Annotated in this window: 17 protein-coding genes; 9 read left to right on the top strand and 8 right to left on the bottom strand. The window is 59.5% G+C overall.

What is annotated here, in order from left to right:
• Positions 1-16: 16 nt before the first annotated feature.
• The 4 genes from RRH01S_RS00950 to RRH01S_RS00935 form a co-directional block, all read right to left on the bottom strand.
• Positions 17-1414, bottom strand: coding sequence for an MATE family efflux transporter (locus RRH01S_RS00950; protein ID WP_037218632.1), 1398 nt, complete (start codon positions 1412-1414; stop codon positions 17-19).
• Between the two features lie 148 nt (positions 1415-1562).
• Positions 1563-2819: a TCR/Tet family MFS transporter gene (locus RRH01S_RS00945; protein WP_012651908.1), complete on the bottom strand. Its 1257-nt coding sequence runs from the start codon at positions 2817-2819 to the stop codon at positions 1563-1565.
• 370 nt (positions 2820-3189) lie between these two features.
• Positions 3190-4122, bottom strand: coding sequence for a KPN_02809 family neutral zinc metallopeptidase (gene ypfJ, locus RRH01S_RS00940; protein ID WP_007701586.1), 933 nt, complete (start codon positions 4120-4122; stop codon positions 3190-3192).
• A 93-nt stretch (positions 4123-4215) separates the two neighbouring features.
• Positions 4216-4707 (bottom strand): DUF2306 domain-containing protein, encoded by a 492-nt coding sequence (locus RRH01S_RS00935; protein WP_012651909.1) that lies wholly within the window; start codon positions 4705-4707, stop codon positions 4216-4218.
• A gap of 85 nt (positions 4708-4792) precedes the next feature.
• On the opposite strand from RRH01S_RS00935, the gene RRH01S_RS00930 reads away from it, so the two are divergent.
• From RRH01S_RS00930 to RRH01S_RS00915, 4 genes are all read left to right on the top strand, one after another.
• Complete coding sequence (locus RRH01S_RS00930) at positions 4793-5584, top strand: LytTR family DNA-binding domain-containing protein (protein WP_012651910.1); 792 nt, start codon at positions 4793-4795, stop codon at positions 5582-5584.
• 170 nt (positions 5585-5754) lie between these two features.
• Complete coding sequence (carB, locus tag RRH01S_RS00925) at positions 5755-9240, top strand: carbamoyl-phosphate synthase large subunit (RefSeq protein ID WP_007701583.1); 3486 nt, start codon at positions 5755-5757, stop codon at positions 9238-9240.
• Positions 9241-9481: 241 nt separating this feature from the next.
• Complete coding sequence (gene greA, locus RRH01S_RS00920) at positions 9482-9958, top strand: transcription elongation factor GreA (protein ID WP_007701580.1); 477 nt, start codon at positions 9482-9484, stop codon at positions 9956-9958.
• A gap of 6 nt (positions 9959-9964) precedes the next feature.
• Entirely contained in the window at positions 9965-11035 is a 1071-nt protein-coding gene (locus RRH01S_RS00915) for a glycosyltransferase family 4 protein (protein ID WP_012651911.1), read from the top strand.
• A gap of 9 nt (positions 11036-11044) precedes the next feature.
• Here the strand turns inward: RRH01S_RS00915 and RRH01S_RS00910 are convergent, their stop codons facing one another.
• Genes RRH01S_RS00910 through RRH01S_RS00900 form a run of 3 tightly spaced genes read right to left on the bottom strand, consistent with a single transcriptional unit; the run spans position 11045 to position 13358 of the window.
• Positions 11045-11959: a glycosyltransferase family 92 protein gene (locus RRH01S_RS00910; RefSeq protein WP_012651912.1), complete on the bottom strand. Its 915-nt coding sequence runs from the start codon at positions 11957-11959 to the stop codon at positions 11045-11047.
• Positions 11960-11977: 18 nt separating this feature from the next.
• A complete protein-coding gene (locus tag RRH01S_RS00905; protein ID WP_042469673.1) occupies positions 11978-12886 on the bottom strand; it encodes a WaaZ-like lipopolysaccharide core biosynthesis protein in 909 nt (302 codons plus the stop codon).
• 4 nt (positions 12887-12890) lie between these two features.
• On the bottom strand, positions 12891-13358 hold the full coding sequence (locus RRH01S_RS00900; protein WP_007701565.1) for an Lrp/AsnC family transcriptional regulator: 468 nt from the start codon (positions 13356-13358) through the stop codon (positions 12891-12893).
• Positions 13359-13599: 241 nt separating this feature from the next.
• On the opposite strand from RRH01S_RS00900, the gene trxB reads away from it, so the two are divergent.
• From trxB to RRH01S_RS00875, 5 genes are all read left to right on the top strand, one after another.
• On the top strand, positions 13600-14574 hold the full coding sequence (gene trxB / locus RRH01S_RS00895) for a thioredoxin-disulfide reductase (RefSeq protein ID WP_012651914.1): 975 nt from the start codon (positions 13600-13602) through the stop codon (positions 14572-14574).
• A 23-nt stretch (positions 14575-14597) separates the two neighbouring features.
• Positions 14598-15494 (top strand): LysR family transcriptional regulator VtlR, encoded by an 897-nt coding sequence (locus tag RRH01S_RS00890; protein ID WP_007701562.1) that lies wholly within the window; start codon positions 14598-14600, stop codon positions 15492-15494.
• Between the two features lie 566 nt (positions 15495-16060).
• A complete protein-coding gene (locus tag RRH01S_RS00885; RefSeq protein ID WP_007701560.1) occupies positions 16061-16354 on the top strand; it encodes an ArsR/SmtB family transcription factor in 294 nt (97 codons plus the stop codon).
• Between the two features lie 78 nt (positions 16355-16432).
• On the top strand, positions 16433-17542 hold the full coding sequence (locus tag RRH01S_RS00880) for an alkene reductase (protein ID WP_012651916.1): 1110 nt from the start codon (positions 16433-16435) through the stop codon (positions 17540-17542).
• Between the two features lie 83 nt (positions 17543-17625).
• Complete coding sequence (locus RRH01S_RS00875; RefSeq protein ID WP_037218638.1) at positions 17626-18429, top strand: aminoglycoside phosphotransferase family protein; 804 nt, start codon at positions 17626-17628, stop codon at positions 18427-18429.
• Positions 18430-18438: 9 nt separating this feature from the next.
• Here RRH01S_RS00875 and RRH01S_RS00870 read toward each other — a convergent pair whose 3' ends face one another.
• Positions 18439-19413: an SDR family oxidoreductase gene (locus RRH01S_RS00870; RefSeq protein WP_034517883.1), complete on the bottom strand. Its 975-nt coding sequence runs from the start codon at positions 19411-19413 to the stop codon at positions 18439-18441.
• Positions 19414-19502 lie beyond the last annotated feature (89 nt).

Raw genomic sequence — 19502 nt, 5'->3', positions numbered from 1 at the left:
GCGAAAATAGCCGACCTCAGCCGACCATTTTCTCCGAGCGCACCAGAATATAGAACCGCACGCAAAGCATCGCCGCGGCCGAGGCCAGCCCTAGGAAGAAGCCGAGCCAGATGCCGACGCCACCGAAGCCGAGCGGGAAGGCAAGCAGCCAGGCCAGGAAGAAGCCGATCGGCCAATAGGCGATCAGCGCCAGGATCATCGGCACGCGCGCATCCTTCAGACCGCGCAGCAAGCCGCTGGCGATTGCCTGCAGACCGTCGACCAACTGGAACAGGCCCGCAACGACGATCAGCGGCGCGGCGTAGGCGAGCACCTGCGGCGCCTCAGCCGAGGTCACATCAAGGAACCAGCTTCCGAACCACATCGGCATCGTGGCGAACAGGATACTGCCGAGCAGCGAGATACAGCTCGAAACGATGAGCACGACGATCGCCGCACGCGTCAGACCGATGCGATCCCCCTGCCCATGCGCGACGCCGACCCGAACGGTCGCCGCCTGGCTGAGGCCGAGCGGTATCATGAAGGCGATCGACGCCCATTGCAGCGCGATACCGTGGGCGGCAAGCTCGATCGTGCCGATCTGGCCCATCAGCAGCGACGCCGCCGTGAACAGGCTGACCTCAGCCAGAACCGTGATGCTGATCGGAAAACCGAGGCGAACCACGTCCCACAATGCGTGCCAATCGGGCCGCCAAAGGCGAACGAAGATCTCATAGCGGCGCGTCTTTTCACGGCTCTGAACGAAGGCGACGATGAAGAGGAAGCCTGCCGTCTGCACCGCTACCGATACGATGGCCGCGCCATGCAGCCCGAGCGCCGGCATGCCGAAATGGCCGAGCACCAGGCCGTAGGCGAGTATGGCATTCATCACCAGCATGGCGATGGTGACGTAGAGAATGACGCGCGCCATGCCGATCGCGCTTACCAGCGCGCGGATAACGTTATAAAGCAACCCCGGCAGCACGGCGTAATGGCCGATGGCGATATATTCGCTGGCAAGCCTTGCCACATCCGGCTTCTGCCCGGCGGCCAGAAGGATCTGCTCGGAATAGAAGAAGGCGGGCTGCGTCAACAGCCAAAAGGCGGTGACGACCCAGATGCCCATGCGCAGCGCCCGGCGAACCGAGGTGACATCGCCTTGGCCATAGCCCTGCGCCACCAGCGGCACGACAGCGATGGAAAAACCGGAACCGAAAATCTGGATGGTGAACAGGAACTGCGCGGCCAGAACCATGGCGGCCAGCTGCTCGGCACCGAGCCGACCGACGATCATCACATCCGTGGTGTTGATGCCGAGCTGTGCCAGCTGCGCACCGATCAGCGGTATGCCGAGCGCCAGGGTGGCGCGGACATGCGCAGACCACGAATTGTCATTGTCATGCGCGAACGGGCGCGCAGTTGCCGGCATATCCATCTTGAAAACTCGATTTTAAGAAACGCGCAGACCGCTCCTACCCGAGGCGCGCGAACCTGCCGCCTTAGCGCAACTTCAGCGAAAAAGCCAGTTGGCAAAGCTAAGATGCTAAAGAATTCATCAGATCATCAAAATATCTGATGATTATTTAAGCCACCTCTTGAGCGGCCGGTTCCACCACGGCTTTCGGCTCGTCCTTGCGCACCTTGACGACAAAGAGGATCACTGCGGCCAGGATCAGGATTGCCGACATGATGAAGGGGGCACCGGCAAAGGTGACGGGTGCTTCCGGCGCGGTGAAAAAGCGAAACAGATAGGGAAACAGCACTGGTCCGATGATGGCCGTGATGCTGGTAAGGCTGCCGAGAGCGCCTTGCAATTCTCCCTGCGCCGACGGCGACACCTTGCTTGCGGCGATAGAGCGCAGCGGCGCATCCGCAACGTTTTCAATCACGGTCAGGATGATGACGGCATAGACCATCCAGCCATGCCAGGCGAAGGCATAGCCCACCAAGCCGATTCCGGAAAAGACAAGCCCCAACACCACGGTTTTCCATTCGCCGAGCACCCGCACGATGCGGGGCAAGACCAACCCCATAACCAGTGCCATGCCGATGCCGTAGGTGCCGAGCGAAATGCCGATTTCCAACGACGTCCAATCATAACGATAGGAGGAGACAAAGGACCAGACGGCCGGAAAGACGCCATGTGCCAGCCAGTTAAAGAACATCACGACGAAGATCCAGCCGAGCCCCTGATAGCGACGGACCTGCCGCAGAGCGCCGAGCGGATTGGCGCGCCAGAGCTCAAAACGGCGACGGTTCTTCGCCTCCAGCGTTTCCGGTAGCAGGAAATAAGCGCCAATAAAGTTCAGCAACGCCAACGCGGCCGCGCCGTAAAAGGGTGCACGCGGACCGAATTCGCCGAGAAAACCGCCAATGACCGGCCCGAGTACGAAACCGACGCCAAAGGCCATGCCGATCAGGCCGAAATTCTTAGCCCGGTTCTGGTCATTGCTGATGTCGGCAATATAGGCGGAACATGTCGAGAAACTTGCGCCGCTGATGCCGGCCAGGATGCGGCCTGCGAACAATATCCAATAGGTACCGGCGATAGCGCAGATGAAATTATCGATAGCGAAGGTCAGCACCGAGGCAAGCAGGATGGGACGGCGGCCGAAGCGGTCGCTCAAATTACCGATCAACGGCGAGAATAGAAACTGCATGGCGGCATAGGCAAGCAGCAGCCAACCACCGTCGGTGGCCGCCTCGCTGACCGAAGCGCCCGTCAGCTCTTCGAGATACTGCGGCAACACCGGCATGATGATGGCGAGACCCATGACATCCAGGAAGAGAATAATGAAGACGAGCAACAAGCCGCGACGCGCGAATTTCGGATCGATCATGGAGTTTGCCTTTTTGTGGCCCTATCTCCATGAAGAGACAGAACGTGAACGAAAATCAGTGCGTTCCCAATACTTGAAGATTTTGCCCGAAACAATCCGTGAACGCTTCAATCTTTCTGATTCATCGGCCGATTCTTTTGATCGCTTACGTTTGGAATGCCAGTTATCCCCAATGCACCTATCGTCGCTCCAGCCTCAAAAGTAGACCAGATGCCAGGCGCATTAAAAGGGTTAGGGTGAGGAGCAAAGGAACCATCAAGCTGCCAATAATGAGGAGACCCCTCACCCGGCCAATCGCCATTTTGCCTTGCTCAAAATCCTTCTCCCGCCCCTTCGACAGAATGAGGAGCGGGAAGAAGAGTTTGAGAGCTTAAACCGGATTGTTCAGCGTATCGCAGTCGCTGAGCTTGCCGGAATCGAAGCCCTGCTTGAACCATTTCATACGCTGCGCGGATGTGCCGTGGTTGAAGCTGTCGGGAACGACATAGCCCTGGCTGCGCTTCTGCAGCGTATCATCACCGATCTGCTGCGCGGCATTCAGCGCCTCTTCGAGGTCGCCCTGCTGCAGAATGCCTTTCTGCTGGGTGAACTTGCCCCAGATACCAGCAAAGCAATCGGCTTGCAGCTCGATACGTACCGACATCTTGTTGGCATCGACCTCGTTCATGGTCTGACGCGCCTGATTGAACTTCGGCAGGATGCCGAGTTGGTCCTGAACATGGTGGCCGACTTCGTGCGCTATGACATAGGCTTGCGCGAAATCGCCGGATGCGCCGAACTGGTCCTTCATCTGCTGGAAGAAGGCCATGTCGAGATAGACCTTCTGGTCACTCGGGCAATAGAAAGGCCCGGTCGCCGCCGAGGCCGTACCGCAGGCTGAAGGGAAACGGCCTGAAAACAGCACCAGCTTTGGATCGGTGTAGGTCTGGCCCATGGATTTGAAGATGCCGGTCCAGGTGTCCTCGGTATCGGCGAGCACCGTGGCGACAAATTGCTTCATCTCGTCATTGGCCGGTGCCGCTGTGCCGCCACTGTTGTCGCTCTGCTGATAGCCGGACCCGGAAGTGGAGCCGCCAGTCAAGGCGCCGCTCTGCTGCAACAAGCCGATGACGTCGACACCCATGGCTCTCAGCACCAGGAAAATCACCACCAGGACGATTATGGTGCGGAAGCTCAAGCCACCGCCGCCCAGTCCTCCACCGGGAAAGCGAAACCCGCCGCCGCCGAGAGGACCTCCTCCCGTCGGCGAAGAACCGCGTTCGTCCTCGATATTGTCGGATTGCCGACGTCCCTTCCAGTCCATGGTGCACCTCCGGGCGATACGTTGAATCGATACTCTTTCATACACTTATATATCGAGGAAGGTACGCAACGCCAGTTCTCCGTGAGAGCATTCTCAAATCAAATGCCGGCGCTTTCTTATGTTCATGATGGCAAGCCATGCAAGGAAGGTCGCTATCGTTGCCACCACACCAAGAGGCACCAGCGCGTCACCTGAAGAAACAACCTCGTTCATGATCCGCCCAGGCAGGAGCGTGAACAGGCCAGCACCAATGATTCCGCCAAGATAAAGGCCTATGACGATACGTCTATGCGTTCGTATATCGTGGCGGCGTGCAGTGACGATGACCCGCCAACTGCCGACGAGGACGTAAACCGATAGAATATGGATCGGGCTGAAACCGAAGAACATATTGATTCGGTGAATGAAGAAGCTGGACAATGCGGCAAGCACCATCAGCCCCAACCAAATTTTCCCGAGAAGACGATGCCATGGCGTCCCTTTCTGCCTGAGCAGAATATAGGCGCCGAGGAGTGCCGCGGGCATAACAGCCAGCACATGAATCTGAATAGCGATTGGAGCATTGAATAGTGGTTCGAGCGTCATGGCTCCCTCCGGTTGAATTTGCCGCCGGTTTCCGCCAAGACTGTTGCCTGTTCAATCGAAATGGCATGAAAGAACGGGAAATTTCGTGGATCGCACCTTTCTGCAATCGACGCTTCGTGAATTGCAGGTCTTCCTGCGTTCAGCCCGCTTTTGGGCAACATTCGCCGTTGTGGTTCTGCTCTTCACCATTACCGGCCCCTACGGCACCATGAACAGCATGCCGGTCGGCACGCGCTTCGCCTATTGGCTTCTCGTCCAAACCGTGGCCTGGAGCATCGCGATCTCCTTTTCAGTGATGGCGGAAATCCTGCTCCGCCGCCAAATAAGCAGCATGTTCTGCCGAATGATGGTCGGCTCGCTGGTTGCCGCGGTGCCGATCGCCGCTTCTCTCTCAGTCATCGGTTTTGCTCTTACGGGCGACGTCACAACCTTGGTCTCCTTGCTCCAGCAGATCGTCTTTACCACACCGCTCTGCGCCTTGTTCTGCCTGCTGACCTACATGACGATGCATTCGCAAATCGCCGCTGCGTCGGAGATCGCAAACCCAACCATCGACAAGACTGACTCGCCGGTGCCAATTCTGGCTCGTCTAAAGCCGGAAAACCGAGGCCCGATACTCCGCCTTGCGGTGCAGGATCACTACACCGAAGTCGTCACGAACCGAGGTCGAGAGCTGATCCTGTTGCGTTTCGCTGACGCCATACGCGAAACCGGTACTGTCGAAGGCATGCGGTTGCATCGATCGCATTGGGTTGCCTACGCACATGTCGAAAGATTGAAGCGCGACAATGGCAAGCTTTTCGTCGTGATGCAGGACGGCACGGCAATCCCGGTAAGCCGCCCCTATGCGGAGGATGCGCGGCGGCGCTTCAGATAGAAGTGGCGGGAGCTGTCGATTCCTGTCGATTCCGTGATTTATGGGGTTCCGTTTGCAAATACATTTGCCTATAAGCCGCTTCTAGCCTGAAAAGACTTGACCATGCGCCCCGGCCGGTGATCTCCCACCCTGGCCGGTTTTTCGCGCAGCCAAAAAACGGATGTGAGCCCATGCCGAAGCGCCAAGATATCAAATCGATCCTCATCATCGGCGCTGGACCGATTGTCATTGGTCAGGCATGCGAATTCGATTACTCCGGCACACAGGCCTGCAAGGCGCTTCGGGAGGAAGGCTACCGCGTCATCCTCGTCAACTCCAACCCGGCGACGATCATGACCGATCCGGGCTTGGCCGACGCGACCTATGTCGAGCCGATCACCCCGGAAGTGGTAGCCAAGATCATCGCCAAGGAGCGCCCGGACGCACTGCTGCCGACCATGGGCGGCCAGACGGCGCTCAACACCGCGCTGTCGCTGAAGCGCATGGGCGTGCTCGACCGCTACAATGTCGAAATGATCGGTGCCAAGCCGGCCGCCATCGACATGGCCGAAGACCGCGCCCTTTTCCGCGAAGCCATGGCGCGCATTGGCCTCGAAACACCACGCTCGATGCTGGCGAACGCCACCGACATCAAGGATGCCGACCGCAAGACGCATGAGGCTGAGCGCAGCAAGCTGAAGGCATCCCTTTCCGGCGCAGCGCTCGACAAGGCGCTCGATGAGCTGGAAAACCAGTGGAACCTCGGCGAGAGCGACCGCAAGCAGCGTTATATGAGCCATGCCATGGCGATCGCAGCTCAGGCGATCGATCATGTCGGCCTGCCCGCCATCATTCGTCCTTCATTCACGCTCGGCGGCACAGGCGGCGGCATTGCCTATAACCGCTCGGAATTCTTCGAAATCGTCGGCGGCGGTCTCGATGCTTCGCCGACCACGGAAGTGCTGGTCGAAGAATCGGTGCTCGGCTGGAAGGAATTCGAGATGGAAGTGGTCCGCGACAAGGCGGACAACTGTATCATCATCTGCTCGATCGAAAACATCGACCCGATGGGCGTCCACACCGGTGATTCGATCACGGTTGCCCCGGCGCTGACGCTGACCGACAAAGAATACCAGATCATGCGTAATGCCTCGATCGCGGTTCTGCGCGAGATCGGCGTCGAGACCGGCGGTTCGAACGTGCAGTTCGCCGTCAATCCGAAGGACGGCCGTCTGGTCGTCATCGAAATGAACCCGCGCGTGTCGCGCTCGTCGGCGCTGGCCTCAAAGGCCACCGGCTTCCCGATCGCCAAGGTCGCGGCCAAGCTCGCTATCGGCTATACGCTGGACGAGTTGGAAAACGACATCACCGGCGGCGCGACGCCCGCTTCGTTCGAACCGTCGATCGACTATGTCGTCACCAAAATCCCGCGCTTCGCCTTCGAAAAGTTCCCCGGCGCCTCGCCTGTGTTAACCACCGCGATGAAGTCGGTCGGCGAAGTCATGGCGATCGGCCGCACCTTTGCCGAATCGCTGCAGAAGGCGCTTCGCGGCCTCGAAACCGGCCTCACCGGCCTTGATGAGATTGAGATCCCCGGCACCGAGGAAGGCGAAGGCAACCGCAACGCCATCCGCGCCGCCATCGGCACACCGACACCGGATCGCCTGCGCATGGTCGCCCAGGCGTTGCGCCTTGGCTTGACCGCTGAAGAAGTGCATGAAGGCTGCAAGATCGATCCCTGGTTCATCGCGCAACTGAAAAGCATTGTCGACATGGAGGCCCGCATCCGCGAACATGGCCTGCCGGAAGACGCGACCAACCTGCGCATGCTGAAGGCTATGGGTTTCTCCGACGCCCGCCTGGCAACGCTCACCGACAAGCGTCCGAAGGAAGTGGCTGAGCTGCGCAACAGTCTGAATGTTCGACCGGTCTTCAAGCGCATCGATACCTGCGCGGCCGAATTCGCCTCGCCGACCGCCTATATGTACTCGACCTACGAAACGCCCTTCGTCGGCGCTGCTCGCTCTGAGGCACAGGTCTCCGACCGCAAGAAGGTCGTCATCCTCGGCGGCGGTCCGAACCGTATCGGCCAGGGTATCGAGTTCGACTATTGCTGCTGCCACGCCGCCTTCGCGCTGAAGGATGCCGGCTATGAAGCGATCATGATCAACTGCAACCCGGAAACCGTTTCGACCGACTACGACACCTCGGACCGGCTCTATTTCGAGCCACTGACCGCCGAAGACGTCATCGAAATCCTACGCGCGGAGCAGGAAAATGGTGAACTGGTCGGCGTCATCGTCCAGTTCGGTGGCCAGACGCCGCTGAAGCTTGCCGAAGCGCTCGAAAAGAACGGCATCCCGATCCTCGGCACCGCGCCGGATGCGATCGACCTTGCCGAAGACCGCGACCGCTTCCAGAAGCTTCTGATGAAGCTCGATCTCAACCAGCCGAACAACGGCATCGCCTACTCTGTCGAGCAGGCTCGCCTCGTCGCCTCCGAAATCGGCTTCCCGCTGGTCGTGCGCCCGTCCTACGTGCTCGGCGGCCGCGCCATGCAGATCATCCATTCGGAAGGCATGCTGCAAACCTACCTGCTCGACACGGTGCCGGAACTGGTTCCGGAAGACATCAAGCAGCGCTATCCGAACGACAAGACCGGCCAGATCAACACGCTGCTCGGCAAGAACCCGCTGCTGTTCGACAGCTATCTTGCCAACGCCATCGAAGTCGATGTCGACTGCCTGTCCGACGGAACCGACGTCTACGTTGCCGGCATCATGGAGCATATCGAAGAAGCCGGCATTCACTCCGGTGACTCGGCCTGCTCGCTGCCGCCGCGCACGCTGTCGCCCGCCATGATTGACGAGCTGGAACGCCAGGCAAAGGCCATGGCCAAGGCGCTGAATGTCGGCGGCCTGATGAACGTACAGTTCGCCATCAAGGACGGCACCGTCTACGTGCTCGAAGTCAACCCGCGCGCCTCGCGTACCGTGCCCTTCGTCGCCAAGACCATCGGTGCGCCGATCGCCAAGATCGCTGCCCGCGTCATGGCCGGTGAAAAGCTGGATGCGGTCTTTGCCGCCTATGGCGAAAAGCCGGATCCGCGCAAGCTCAAGCACATTGCCGTCAAGGAAGCCGTCTTCCCCTTCGCCCGTTTCCCCGGTGTCGACATTCTGCTTGGACCGGAAATGCGCTCGACCGGCGAAGTCATTGGTCTGGATACGGATTTTGCGCTGGCCTTCGCCAAGTCGCAGCTCGGTGCCGGCGTCGAACTGCCGCGTGACGGAACGGTCTTCGTCTCCGTCCGCGACGACGACAAGCCGCGCGTCCTGCCCGCCATCCGCATGCTGACCGAGCTGGGCTTTAAGGTGCTCGCCACCGGCGGCACGCAGCGTTATCTGGCCGAACAGGGCATTGCCGCCACCAAGATCAACAAGGTGCTGGAGGGCCGTCCGCATATCGAGGATGCCATCCGCAACCGTCAGGTCCAGCTCGTCATCAACACGACCGACAGCAACAAGGCGATCTCCGATTCGAAGTCGCTGCGTCGCGCAACTCTGATGCAGAAAGTGCCCTACTACACCACCATGGCCGGTGCCGAAGCCGCCGCTATGGCGATCAAGGCACTGAAGGCCGGCAACCTCGAAGTCCGGACTCTGCAGAGCTATTTCTGAGGCGATCGAGGCCCGCGACCGCTACTTTCGAGTTGCTGATCGTCGGTTGTGCAAAACTGACTCTGGCGGGTGCTGACCAAGATCAGCCTCGCCATAAGTCTTCGAATTTTCTGGAAATCGGCTGTCGCAATCTGCTATAGATGACAGAATAATGGCTCAACATGGTTCCGAAGTACCGCTTCGGGACCTGTTTTCTTTTGTGTCTGCGACAGCGCAGTACAGGGAGTGAAGGACAAGAAAAATGGTTGAAAAGGTACCGATGACACAGAACGGGTTCGTCAAGCTGCAGGAAGAACTGCGCTGGCGGCAGCAGGAAGAACGCCCGCGAATCATCGAAGCAATTTCGGAAGCCCGTGCCCATGGCGATCTCTCCGAAAACGCCGAGTACCATGCTGCCAAGGAAGCCCAGAGCCACAATGAAGGCCGCATCGGCGAACTCGAAGACCTGACGGCGCGCGCCGAAGTCATCGACCTCACCAAGATGTCCGGCTCGAAGATCAAGTTCGGCGCCAAAGTAAAGCTCATCGACGAGGACACCGAGGAAGAGAAGAGCTACCAGATCGTCGGCGATCAGGAAGCCGACGTGAAGGCTGGCCGCATCTCCATTTCCTCGCCGATCGCCCGCGCGCTGATCGGCAAGGAAGTCGGCGATTCCATCGAGGTCAACGCCCCAGGCGGCGCCAAGGCCTACGAAATCCTCTCCATCTCCTGGGGCTGATCGCCCGTGCGCGATCGTGACTCATCGCATGCAAGCGATCTCAGCGAGATCGAGGTCATCGCGACGAACTTCAAACGCCGGCTCTCCGGCGTTACATCAACGATCGTGCAGCTCATTCCGAAGCAGATCGAGCTCGGCTGCCATATCGCCACGCTTGGCCCGGGCTTGCCGGAAGATTTGCCGAGGCTCGGATGGGCACGGCTGCCCGGTCTCTGGATAAGACCGCGTCGCCATCGCGTGCGTGTCTGGCATGCCCGCCGCAACAATGAAATGCTGGTCGGGTTGCTGCTACGCTCCGTGCTGCGGATGCCACTGAAACTGCTTTTCACCTCGGCGGCCCAGCGCCGCCACACCGGCTATACGCGCTGGCTGATCCGCCGCATGGATGCGGTGATCGCCACCAGCACTCGCTCCGGCAGTTTCCTTGAGGTGCCGCATACCGTCATTCAGCATGGCGTGGACCTCAAGCTGTTCCATCCGCCGGAAGTGCCCGACGACCGGATGGCCGCCAGTGGCCTGCCCGGCACCCACCTTGTCGGCTGCTTCGGCCGCGTCCGCCACCAGAAAGGCACCGATCTCTTCGTCAAGGCGATGATCGAGCTTCTGCCGCGCTATCCGGACTGGACAGCCGTCATCTGCGGCCGCGTGACCGCAGAACACCGCGGCTTTGCCGACGACCTGGTAAAGATGGTGGCCGCAGCCGGCCTTACTGACCGCATCCGCTTTTTGGGTGAAGTCGATAGCGTCAGGCCCTGGTATCGTCGCGCGACGCTGTATGTCGCCCCTTCCCGCAATGAAGGTTTCGGCCTGACGCCGCTGGAGGCCATGGCCTCGCGCACCGCAGTCGTCGCGTCCGACGCAGGCGCCTATGCCGAGATGATCGTGCCGGGAGAAACCGGCGCGATCGTGCCCGCCGGCGACGGCGAGGCGCTGACCAAGGCGATCGCCTTCTATCTGACCAATCCGGACCAGGCGCTCCAGCAGGGTGAAAACGCCGTGCGTCACGTCCGCAGCGAATTCGCCCTGGAAAAAGAAGCGACGGCCATCGGCGATGTCTATCGGCAACTACTCGGCTGAACCGTCAGGCTATTGATCAAGGTCGATGCGGTTGCGCTCGATGAAATCGATCATCGCGCGATCCTCGACCACATCCTCCTCAATGCTTTTGACGATCGACAAAACCTTGTCCCGATATTTGGTCGGCGAAGTATCGTAGGCCCACCCGCGCGCCAGCTTCGCCATCAGCTCCTCGCGGGACTTGGTGTAATAGTGATTGAGCTGCAGGAAACGGTTCGAATAGAACTCCGGCGACTTCCGCGCCCGGCGCGTGAAGCGCTTTCCGGCATCGTTCGCTGTGAGATCACCGAATTCGCGGGTCTGGAACTGATGCACGCTGACTTCCGTCACCTCGCAAGGATCGACGATGCATTTGAAATTGCGAACATCTTCCTTTGATGTCATCGGATCGGCGCCGCGCATCGTGTAGTTCAGCGTCAACGGACCGCCGGGAGGCGTCGCATGGCCGCTGGTGGCAAACATGTGCCAGGGCAACGAGACATTCGGGAAATCCCCCACCGCCTCAAGCGCCTGCTCGACCGTGCGCCCTTCCTTCGGCAGCAGAAATTCGTCGACATCAATAAAAGCCATCCAGCGATATGCGCCGCCGAAATTAAGGATGGCATGGGCAAAGACGATGACCTGGCCGTTCAGCGTCGTTCCAGTACCCGCGTCCTTCATCCGCCCGGCCCAGGGGATGATCGTCAGCATGTCGGCATCGAGGAGATCGCGCAGAATTGCCAGGGTCTCATCCGTCGAGCCGTTATCGTAGATATAGAAGTGACGAATGCCGACGGCACGATGGAAACGCACCCATTCCTCAATATACCGCGCCTCGTCCTTGACGCAGACGGCGATAGCGATCCCGTGACGGCCCTCTCGAGGCTGCGGCGGGTCGATGGCCAGTTTCTTAGCATCGGCAGTCTTAGGTTTCAGCCAACCCATGCGTCCGTTCCCTACAACTCAGATCGTCGATGCCGCGGCAAACCTGTCATCATAGCCGAACCCATGTTTCAACAGTGCCGAAACCGGCGAATAATTGACAAATGTCACGCCTCGCTTCGAGGCGATTTCTCTTGCCAGAACAAAATGTTCGAGGATCCGGTCTTCGGCCCGCGCGATTCCGGAAAAAGCGGCTTCATCGCCCGTCTCATAAAAACGTGGCTCGCCGGCGTTGGAAATATCGATGCCGAGGAAGCCGATCGTTTTGGGTGAGCAATAAAACGCGAACTGCAGCGCCGACAGGGCGACCGAGCCTCCCTGAAAGACACCCAGATCCGGGGCAAAGGAGAAACCGGCGGTGCCAGCTGCGTTGAGCCGCACAAAATCGAGCTTTCCAAGATCGTCTATCAAGCGGCGGCGAGCGCCATAGGGCTTGCTGATATTGTCTATCAGAATAACCGTCTTGTCCGACAACCAACGGCTATCCAGCTCCGAAATCGCCCGCAGCACGGAAACTGAAAACAGGCAGACCATGCCGGGTTTGATCCTGCGCCGCATCATCTCCGAATGCCGCCAGACGAAACGCTCATCTTCCACGGCAACGGCAAGCGGCGTGGCAATCTGCGCGCCGATCAATCCAATCGCGCCGTTCAGCAAGATGGCGCTTTTCGGCTCCAGGCCGGTGAGATCGCAGTCACGGATCGATGGGCCAGAGCCGACGATGTAGATATTTTCGCTCGCCCCGTCCCGCAGCCGATCGCTATTCGAGAGATCGGCGACCTTGGCACGGTGGTAGAACACCTCCCCCACGCCGCTCTTGCGCACAATGCCAAGCCCTGGAAACCAGTCCTGCGCGTGAGCGCGCGAACTGCCGAGCAGCACGCGCGCGCCCAGCTTGACCAACGTTCGGTGCCAGGGACGGTCCACCATGTCCTTAGAGCTCCACGAGACCGAGTTTCTTCACCTGCCGGATGGTCAGCATGGTACGGACCGTATCGACATGCTCGTTGGCCGTCAGCACTTCGATGACGAAATCCTGGAAGCGGGTGAGATTTTCAGCAACGCAATGCAGCAGGAAATCGCTGTCGCCGGACACCATCCAGGCTTGGCGCACGAGCGGCCACTCCGCCGTCGCACTGGCGAAAGCCTTGAGGTTGGCCTCCGACTGATGCTTGAGGCCCACCATGCAGAAAGCAACGAGATCGAAGCCGAGCCTCGGGCTGTTCAGCATGGCGTGATAGCCTTCGATGATACCGGCTTCTTCCAGCTTGCGCACCCGGCGCAGACAGGGCGGCGCGGAAATGCCGACTCGATCGGCCAGCTCGACATTGGTCATGCGCCCGTCGCGCTGGAGTTCCCGCAGAATCTTGATATCGATGGCGTCGAGTTCAGCTCGCAGCACTTTTGTGGCCTTTCTTTAATTCCCCATCGCCAGCTTCTATATAAAGCGAGGAAATTCGCAAGAAAGTTTCGCTTGCGTAACCGAATCTTACACAAAGCAGATTTGCTCTGTTGGTAATGCAAGGCTGCCCTTGAATAAATGCATGCGGCAATCATAAATGGGTCAGCAGATCGTGAAATCGCCTGCTTCGCCCGTTTGAAGCTGCAGTCCACGACGCGCTGAGATTGAAAGGACTTAAACTATGCCTGCCCGCCACACCAAGGTGCTCATCATCGGTTCCGGCCCCGCCGGTTATACGGCTGCCGTCTATGCCGCGCGCGCCATGCTGGAGCCAGTCCTGATCGCCGGCATGGAACAGGGCGGTCAGCTGATGATCACGACGGATGTCGAAAATTACCCGGGCTTTGCCGATCCGATCCAAGGCCCGTGGCTGATGGAACAGATGCTGCAGCAGGCCAAGCACGTCGGCGCTGAGATCGTCAACGACCTCGTCACCGAAGTCGATACGAATCAACGCCCCTTCGTTGCACGCACGGATAGCGGCCAGGTCTGGACCGCCGACACGCTGATCATCGCGACCGGCGCCAAGGCCAAGTGGCTCGGCATCGAGACCGAGCAGCATTTTCAGGGCTTCGGCGTTTCCGCCTGTGCCACCTGCGACGGCTTCTTCTATCGCAACAAGGATGTGATCGTGGTCGGCGGCGGCAACAGCGCCGTCGAGGAAGCACTCTATCTTTCCAACATCACCAAGTCGGTGACGGTGGTGCATCGCCGCGATTCCTTCCGCGCCGAAAAGATCCTGCAGGAGCGACTGTTCGCCAAGCCGAACGTCAAGATCCTCTGGAACACCGAAGTCGCCGAAATCACCGGCACACCGGCCAAGCCGCCGATGCCGCCATCGGTTTCCGGCGCGCGCCTGCGCGACACCCGCACCGGCGTCATCACCGACGTGACCATCGACGGTATTTTCGTCGCTATCGGCCACGCGCCGGCGACCGAGCTTTTCAAGGGCAAGCTGAAGCTCAAGGATAATGGCTACCTCTGGACCGCACCGGATTCGACTGCGACCAGCGTCGAAGGCATCTACGCCGCCGGCGACGTGACCGACGATACGTTCCGACAGGCGATCACTGCAGCGGGGATGGGCTGCATGGCCGCCCTCGAGGCGGAACGCTATTTGACTGGGCACATGCCCGTCGCCGTGGCTGCGGAGTGATATAGCCGATGAGGGGAAGCGGCATGCCATTGGACTGGGACAAGCTGCGTATTTTTCACGCGGCTGCCGAAGCGGGATCGTTCACGCATGCGGCCGACAAACTGCACCTGTCCCAATCCGCCATCAGCCGCCAGGTCAGCGCATTGGAGCAGGATGTCGGCATCAAGCTGTTCCATCGCCATGCCCGCGGTCTGATCCTGACCGAACAGGGCGAATTGCTGTACCGCACCGCGCATGACGTTCTCCTGAAGCTCGAAACGGTCAAGATGCAATTGACCGAGACGACCGACAAGCCGAGCGGCAAGCTGCGCGTAACGACGACGGTCGGCCTGGGCCAGGGCTGGCTGACCGACAAGATCCAGGAATTCCTGCAGCTTTATCCCGACATGCAGATCCAGCTCATCCTCGACAACGAGGAGCTGGACGTGAACATGCGGCATGCAGACTGCGCCATCCGCCTGCGTCAGCCGCAGCAATCGGATCTGATCCAGCGCAAGCTCTTCACCGTGCACATGCATGTCTACGCCGCCCCCTCCTATATCAACCGCTACGGCGAGCCGCAGTCGGTGGAGGATCTGGACGACCATCGCATCATCAGCTTCGGCGAACCAGCACCGAACTATCTTCTCGACGTCAACTGGCTGGAGATCGCCGGCCGCTCGTCGGACAACAAGCGCCTGCCGCATCTGCAGATCAACAGCCAGACCTCGATCAAGCGCGCCTGCCTGCTCGGCATCGGCATTGCAGTGCTGCCGGACTACATCGTTGGCCGCGACCCCGGACTGATTCAGCTCGCGATCAATGCCGACGTACCGTCCTTCGACACATATTTCTGCTATCCCGACGAGATGAAAAATGCGGCGAAACTTAAAGTTTTCCGCGATTTTGTCGTTGCGAAGGCGCGGAACTGGAACTTCTAATCCGATCTAAATGATTGGAAATTCAACGATTTTTTGAACTAATATATCAGCTACGCGTATTATGCATGGCTGATATGCACAAAACAGAGTTGAAGGATGCCCATTTAGACACCATATCGCACATAGCTGATGCACACGGTGGCTTTTCCTCCCAGTTCCACCGCATTGGCTGTTCCCCTCTGGAGGTTTTTGACCTTCATACCTATAGGGCCCTGGTTTACTCCGGAGGCCCTTTTTTTTGCCTTTTTTCACCAAGCGCCACCAACGCATAACTGCCATGCACAAAAAAGCATTGCGCAGTGCACAAATTAGCATCATAACGCCCATAGCTGATGCATATGGTGGCTTTTCCTCCCAGTTCCACCGCAGCAGCTGTTCCCCTCTGGAGGTTTTTGACCTTCACACCTATAGGGCCCTGGTTCATTCCGGTGGCCCTCTTTTTTTGCCCATTTTCTGAGCACGCAACAAAATACGCCACGTAAAATAATATCTGACGGCAGACCTTGATATATCGAAATCCGACGATACATAAATCGTCTACTTTCGATATTCGCGAGGTAAGTTCGATGGACAGGACTGAGATACTGAAGGCATTGGCCCATCCGGCCAGGCTCGAAATCCTCAATCACCTCAAAGATCCGCGCGCACATTTCCCGACCCAGGAGCACCCGCTGGAGCTGGGCGTCTGCGCCAGCCAGTTCGAGCGCTGCGGCCTGTCACAATCGACCGTCTCCGCCCACCTCGGCACATTGCAACGCGCAGAGCTGGTAACCACCAAGCGCCTTGGCCAGTGGATCTTCTACAAGCGCAACGAGGAAACCATCGCCGAATTCCTCGCGACCTTGCAGAAAGAACTCTGACAATAGCCTTGGCTCTCTTCACCCTCACATCGAGCCCCTCCTCCACCCAACAATCCGCATAGCAAAAAAGGACCCCCAATGACCAAACTCTTCGACCCGACAAAGCTGGGCGATATCGCCATCGCCAACCGCATCGTCATGGCGCCGCTGACGCGCAACCGCTCTCCCAACGCTGTTCCGAACGATCTGAACGTCAAGTATTATGCCCAGCGCGCCACGGCGGGCCTGATCATCACCGAAGCCACCGCCATCACCCATCAAGGCCAGGGCTATGCCGACGTGCCCGGTCTCTACACCAAGGACGCCCTCGACGGCTGGAAGAAGGTGACCGACGCCGTGCATGCCAATGGCGGCAAGATCGTCGTGCAGATGTGGCATGTGGGCCGCATCTCGCACACCAGCCTGCAGCCGAACGACGGCAAACCGGTCTCGTCGACCTCCAGAGCCGCCAAGGCCAAGACCTATCTCGTCGAAAAGGACGGCAGCGGCCACTTTGCCGAGACCTCCGAACCACGGGCGCTTGAAACCGCCGAGATCCCGGGGATCGTCGAGGACTATCGCAAGGCCGCTCGCGCTGCGATCGATGCCGGGTTCGACGGCGTCGAGATCCATGGCGCCAACGGCTATCTTCTCGATCAGTTCCTGCGCGCTGACATCAACGACCGCACCGACCAGTATGGCGGCTCGATCGAGAACCGCGCTCGCTTCCTCTTCGAGGTAGTCGACGCCGTGACCAAGGAAATCGGCGCCGGCCGCACCGCTATCCGCATCTCGCCGGTAACGCCGGCAAACGATGCCAGTGATCCGCAGCCGCAGCCGCTTTTCACCTATGTCATCGAAGGCCTGGCAAAATACGATCTCGCCTATATCCACGTCATCGAAGGCGCAACCGGTGGCGCGCGCGACTTCCTGCCCTTCGACTATGACGCGCTGCACGCTGCTTACAAGGCTGCCGGCGGCAAGGCCGGCTGGATGCTCAACAACGGCTACGACCGCGAGTTGGCCGAGGAAGCCATCGACAGCGGCAGAGCCGACGTTGTCGCCTTCGGCAAGCCGTTCATCGGCAATCCAGATCTCGTCCGCCGACTGAAGGAAAACGCCCCGCTCAATGGCCTCGACCAGGCAACGCTCTATGGCGGCGGCGGAAAGGGCTACGCAGACTATCCGACGCTGGACGAAGTAGCCTAGCGCCAACCAGCTCCCGTCGAGATTGAGAAACCCCGCTGGAAGGCGGGGTTTCTTTTTGAACGATGAACGCTAAAGTTACAGACATGTTCGAATCCTACCTCAAGCGCTGGTCGCTGACACCCGATGGCAAGCCCATCATTACCCATTCCAGCCATCTCCTCCCTGTCATCTGGCACGACAAGCCGGCCATGTTAAAGGTCGCGCTCAATATCGACGAGAAATTCGGCAATAGGGTCTTGCGCTGGTGGGAGGGCGACGGAGCCGCTTACGTCTATCAACACGATGACGATGCGGCACTTCTGGAACGGGCGACAGGACCAGGCTCGCTGCTGACCATGGCCATGGACGGCGCCGATGACGAGGCAAGCCGGATCATGTGCCGTACGGCCGCGAAGCTGCATGCGCCACGGCTGGCGGAATTGCCATCCGATCTCGTGCCGCTCGACCGCTGGTTCCACGAACTGGAACCGGCCGCGCGTGCACATGGCGGCATGCTCGCCACCTGCGCAGAAGTGGCTCGGGGTCTGCTGGCAGATCAGCGGGACGTTACCGTGCTCCACGGCGATATCCACCACGAGAACATCCTGGATTTCGGCCCTCGCGGCTGGCTCGCCATCGACCCGAAGCGCGTTCACGGCGAACGCGGTTTCGATTTCGCCAACACTTTCTGCAATCCGGAACTGCCCATCGTAACCGCTCCGGGCCGCCTACAAAAACAATTGCCGATTGTCTGCGCCGAGGCCGCCTTGGAACCGAAGCGATTGCTGCAATGGATCATCGCCTATGCCGGCCTTTCCGCCACTTGGTTCCTCAGCGATGGCGACACGAAGAACGCGGAGTCGGATTTTACCGTCGCCCGGATCGCACTCGCCGAACTCCAAACCTGACGGCGCGCCTTATCGCGCAGGCAAGCAGCCGATCCCCATCAGACTTGCCTTCATCGCCGCATCGATCGGCGTATGCGGCTCCTCACCGAGCACGGCCAGGAGCCTGTCGTTTCTCATCTGTAGCGGCACGCTCCATAGGTAGCGCATCTCGCGGAGTTCCTTCATGAGCGGCACGAAGGGTGCGGCAAGCGGCAGCACCCACCAGGGAAAAGCCTTCACTTTCACCCTATGCCCAACCACGCGCTCGATCGCACCGATCATTTGCCGACCATCGCCATCCCAATGGCCGCGCATGTGATAAACGGCAAAGGCGGGAAGCGCGTCACCCTTCTCAATCAGCCGGATCATCGTTTCGGCAACATCCGGCAGATAGGCCCATTGATGGCCGATACCAGCCCTCCCCGGATAACTCACCGACGTCACCGGCTTGCCAGCCTTCACGATCCCCTGCGCTAACCAGCTATTGCCGGCGTGCTCGCCAAAAAAATCGCCAGCGCGAACTATGATGACGGGCGTTCCATTCTCCGCCGCCACCTTCAGCCGCCGCTCCATTTCGACACGGATCGCCCCCTTGCGCGTCCGGGGACGCTGCGGGCTGTCCTCGGTCACATCGGGAAGCACATCCGGCCCGAAATTATAGACCGTACCTGGCAGAACGATCCGCGCGCCGACCGCCCTCGCCGCCGCGATCGTGCTGTCGAGCATCGGCAGAACCAGCTGCCCCCAGTTGCGATAACCGGGCGGGTTGACAGCATGCACAATCACGTCGACCCCATGCGCCGCCTTCAGCACATCGCTTGCCTGCATCGCATCGCCCTGTATCCAGTTGAAACCGGATTCACGACGCGCTGCCTCAGCAGCGTTGCGATTTAGCGCCCGGATGCGCCAGCCGCGAGCGGCCAACTCCCGCGCAACCGCACCACCGATGCCGCCAGTGGCTCCCAGTACGAGAGCCGTCTTTCCATTCTCCATCTGCTCAGTCATCGTCATCTCCATCACTTTGATAGCGTGACTATGCCGTGCAGCGGCAATAAACGAAATTGCCAAAAAATATGCATATGATATACAAAAAT

The organism is Rhizobium rhizogenes NBRC 13257, assembly GCF_000696095.1.
Taxonomy (GTDB): Bacteria; Pseudomonadota; Alphaproteobacteria; order Rhizobiales; family Rhizobiaceae; genus Rhizobium; species Rhizobium rhizogenes.
The sequence above is the reverse complement of the archived record's forward strand: the minus strand, read 5'-3'. Positions and strand labels throughout refer to the sequence as shown.